Genomic DNA, 249 nt, shown 5'->3' on the forward strand with positions numbered 1-249 from the left:
AGTTCACTTGCTTGTCCGGGCCGTCCGGCGCGTTCCACACGAGATGCCATTGCGCCTCGTCCGCCCATTTCTGAATTGACTCGCGCAGCGTCGATCCAGCCGCTGCCGTCCAGGCCTTCGGCGCCTCGGGCGCGGGCACAACCTGCGTTGCAGGCCCAATCGGGCCGCCGACGACCACTTGGCCTTGGGCCGGGCTCACGCTCGCGAGCACGGTGGCTGTCGATGCCGACGTTGCCGGCGCGGCTGCGC

The 249-nt window shown here is 69.9% G+C and carries 1 protein-coding gene; it reads right to left on the reverse strand.

The features are described 5' to 3' along the window. Window positions 1-249 (reverse strand): TcpQ domain-containing protein (locus SB751_RS33705; protein ID WP_410749459.1); only part of this gene is annotated, 249 nt, incomplete at both ends.

Source organism: Cupriavidus sp. SIMBA_020 (assembly GCF_046535395.1).
Classification (GTDB): domain Bacteria; phylum Pseudomonadota; class Gammaproteobacteria; order Burkholderiales; family Burkholderiaceae; genus Cupriavidus; species Cupriavidus campinensis.